A 3,579-nucleotide genomic window follows, 5' to 3' on the forward strand; every position below is an offset into this window, starting at 1 on the left:
GGCGGATGGCCCGGTGGCGGCCTGCCCGGCTACCTGCGCGGCGCCGGCGGCCGGCGGGCTCGCCGGGGCGGCGGCGGGAACCTGCGCACTCACCGTGGCGAGGGCGACCTCGTGCTGGGCGCGCAGGGTGTCGAACAGGGCGCGCTGGGACGGATGCCGGCGAGCGGCCACGGTGTAGGAGGTCGCCAGCGCCCTCGCGCGGGCGACCGCGGCGCGGGCGGCGGCCACATCCGCCGCCGACAGCGTGTGTCCGGTCGCGGGGTCGCTGGACGAGCCGGTCCGAGAGCACGCGCTACCGGTGATCCCGGCCAGCGCGATCGTGCCCAACCCCGCCAGAACCCGCCGCCGGGAGGCGAGTGTGCGCTGTGCGGAGTCCACGGTCAGCAAGCTTTGCACACCGCGGCGGCCTCACCCCGCGCTGTTCGGCGCAGGCGGCCCGTGGCGGTGTGGCGGCCGCCCACCCGGGTGTCCCCCCTCGTCGCGGCGACTCCCGCCGGGTGGGCGGCGTCAGGCCCGTCGGCGGGGGGACGTACGCTAGGGATCTCCTCCGTTGACGCCGGCCGCCGTGTGCCCTGTGCGGGTATCACCCTGATGGCCACGCTGTGCCAGGTTGCCTGTGCAGGGCGACAGGTGTCCCGCGCCGGGCATCGTGAACCACGATGGGGCGTGTGCGCCGGCGGGACATCCGTGGATGCCCGGGTCGCCGGGTGCGGTCGGCTGGCCGGCCCAGGTGCCGGTGGGGTGCCGGTGGCCTGTGGGCCGGGTCGGCGAGAGGATCGGACGAACGGATGCGGGAAGGGACGAGGCAGGTGTCAGGCACGGGGGAGTCCGGTTCCGGGCGAAACCGGGATGCGGCCACGACGGGCCGGCGGTCCACGGTGGTGCGTCCGCAGCTGCGTGACCGGTTGGCGGCCAGCCTGGCCGACGCGGGTTTCGATCTCGAGGATGTGGTGGTCACCCGGGCGGGCGCGCGCAGCCTGGTCCGGGTGGTGGTGGACCGGGACGGCGGAATCGACCTGGATGCGGTGGCCGAGGCCAGCCGGGCCGTCTCCGAGCTGCTGGATGCGGCCGAGGCTGCCGGGCAGGCACTGACCAGCGGAGCCTACGTGCTGGAGGTCACCTCGCCGGGAGTGGACCGGCCACTGACGGCACCCCGGCACTGGCGGCGGGCCGTCGGGCGCCTGGTGACCGTCCGGGATCCGGACGGGGTCGTGGTGTCGGGCCGGGTGGTGTCCGCCGACGAGACCGGGGCGGAGCTTTCGGTACCGGTGGGGCCGGCTCGGCGGGGCCGTCCACAGCCGCGTCGGATCGACCGGATCGGCTTCGATCGGGTCGCGCGTGCCACCGTCGAGGTGGAGTTCGCCGCCGCCGAGTATGATGATCTTACCGATGCGCCGTCCTCGGCACCGGATGACGATCTCGAACCGCCGGCCTCCCCGAGCCCGGTGACCAGCAACGAGGGCCGTCAGGCCGGCGCCCAGGGCGCGGCCGGTGAGGAGATGACCCGGTGAAGCTCGACGTGGCCGCACTGCGCGGAATCGAGCGGGAGAAGGAAATCTCCTTCGACACCCTCGTGCAGGCGATGGAGACCGCCCTGCTCACGGCTTACCACCACACGGCGGGCTCCGTGCCGGATGCGCGGGTCGTGATCGACCGCACCACCGGCGAGGTGGCCGTGCTCGCCCGTGAGCAGGGGCCCGACGGGGTCAGTCGGGAGTACGACGACACCCCGGCCGACTTCGGTCGGATCGCCACGATGACCGCCAAACAGGTCATCATGCAGCGGCTGCGGGAAGCTCGCCAGGAGGCCACCTACGGGCAGTACGCCGACCGGGAGCACGAGATCGTCTCCGGTGTGGTGCAGCACCACGAGCAGCGTGCCGGCTCCCGGGTGGTGCTGGTGGACCTGGGCACCATCGAGGGGGTGCTGCCGCCGGCCGAACAGGTGCCCGGCGAGCGGCTTGAGCACGGTGACCGGATCAAGTGCTATGTGGTGCACGTTGCCCGCGGCGCGCACGGTCCGACCGTCACGCTGTCGCGTACCCATCCCGAACTGGTCAAGGGCCTGTTCCGGCTCGAGGTCCCCGAGGTCGCCGACGGCACGGTCGAGCTCGCCGCGATCGCCCGCGAGGCCGGTCACCGGAGCAAGATCGCCGTGCGCTCCAAGGTGGCCGGGGTGAATCCGAAGGGGGCGTGCATCGGTCCGATGGGTGCTCGGGTGCGCGCCGTCATGGCCGAGCTGCGCGGTGAGAAGATTGACATTGTGGACTGGTCGGCGGATCCGGCGACCTTCGTCGGCAGCGCGCTGTCGCCGGCCCGGGTGGCCCGGGTGGACGTGACGGACCTGGCCAGTCGCTCGGCCCGGGTGGTCGTCCCCGACTACCAGCTGTCGCTGGCGATCGGTCGGGAGGGGCAGAACGCCCGGCTGGCGGCGCGGCTGACCGGTTGGCGCATCGACATCCACTCCGACGCGGAGGGCCCGGCCGGCGCCGCGGAGCAGACCGGCAGTGTGGCCGGCGGCTCGTCGGCCGCGGGCGCTCCGTCCGCTGGTGCCTCGTCGTCGGGAGCGCCCTCGTCGGGTGGGTCCTCCGCGGGTACCTCGGGTTCGGGGGCGCCGTCCGGGGCGTCTCGTTCCGGGCCGCCGTCTCGTTCCGGTCCGCCGCCGCGGTCCGGCTCGTCAGCGTATCCGCGCCGATCTTCGGCGACAGGCAGCCACTCCCGGGGACGGGCGGGATAGACTTGTGATGGCGTGTCGTGCGGAGCCCACCCGTACCTGTGTCGGATGTCGAAGCCGCGCGCCGAGTTCCGACCTCCTGCGTATCGTCGTGGACGGTGCCGAGCTCCTGCCGGACGCTCGTCGCCGACTGCATGGTCGGGGTGCACATGTGCATCCGGATCTGGCGTGTCTCGAGCTCGCGGAGCGCCGCAAGGCGTTCCCGCGGGCCCTGCGCGTGCCCGGTCCGCTGGAGTCGGGGCAGATCAGGCGGTACCTGGAGCAGTTCTGCTCCGCGGTGGCCGGCCCGGTGACCGAAACCGGTCGCCCGGACCGGTCGCATCGGCACCGGCTGGACGAGAGATCGGGTAAAGAAAGAGGGGGGCCTCGCGGCAGCGGGGCGCCGGTACGGCGGGTTCGGGCATCGGTGGCAGCCGACGCCCGGCCAGGAACGCAGGCGGCGCCACATGACGTCGACACGGAAGCAGGTCGAGACAGCGATGATCGCTCAATGAGCACCCAGCCATGATCACGACCGGCAGGTAACGAGGTCACGCGGGCACGGACCGCGGGCCGAAAGAAGGAGCACCGTGGCAGGAAAGGCCCGCGTACACGAGCTCGCCAAGGAGCTTGGTGTCGACAGCAAAACCGTTCTCGCCAAGTTGAAAGATCTCGGTGAGTTCGTGAAGTCCGCCTCGTCCACAGTCGAGGCCCCCGTCGTGCGCAAGCTCAAGGAGGCGTTCCCGGCCGAGGGCGGCCCCCCCCCCCCCCCCCCCCCCGCGGGCCCCCCCCCCCCCCCCCCCCCCCCCCCCCCCCCCCCCCCCCCCGCCGCCGCGAAGGCCGCCCTCGGGGAGAAGGTGTTCATC

4 protein-coding genes and 1 pseudogene are annotated in these 3,579 nt (G+C 73.4%); 4 read left to right on the top strand and 1 reads right to left on the bottom strand.

Features of this window, described 5'->3' with window-relative positions:
• Positions 1–378, bottom strand: a pseudogene (locus tag ND747_RS15825) (hypothetical protein); the annotation flags it as partial.
• Positions 379–809: 431 nt separating this feature from the next.
• Between ND747_RS15825 and rimP the strand changes: the two are divergent.
• The 4 genes from rimP to ND747_RS15845 form a co-directional block, all read left to right on the top strand.
• On the top strand, positions 810–1,511 hold the full coding sequence (gene rimP, locus ND747_RS15830; protein WP_251734387.1) for a ribosome maturation factor RimP: 702 nt from the start codon (positions 810–812) through the stop codon (positions 1,509–1,511).
• Entirely contained in the window at positions 1,508–2,737 is a 1,230-nt protein-coding gene (gene nusA / locus ND747_RS15835) for a transcription termination factor NusA (RefSeq protein WP_251734388.1), read from the top strand. The genes rimP and nusA overlap by 4 nt, the downstream gene beginning before the upstream one ends.
• A 7-nt stretch (positions 2,738–2,744) precedes the next feature.
• The gene (locus ND747_RS15840) at positions 2,745–3,242 is read left to right on the top strand and encodes a YlxR family protein (RefSeq protein ID WP_251734389.1); all 498 of its coding nucleotides are present in this window, start codon (positions 2,745–2,747) and stop codon (positions 3,240–3,242) included.
• Between the two features lie 61 nt (positions 3,243–3,303).
• Positions 3,304–3,579 (top strand): translation initiation factor IF-2 N-terminal domain-containing protein (locus ND747_RS15845; RefSeq protein WP_251734390.1); only part of this gene is annotated, 276 nt, incomplete at its 3' end.

Origin of the sequence: Frankia sp. R82, from assembly GCF_023716925.1 — a bacterium.
Lineage (GTDB): Bacteria > Actinomycetota > Actinomycetes > Frankiales > Frankiaceae > Frankia.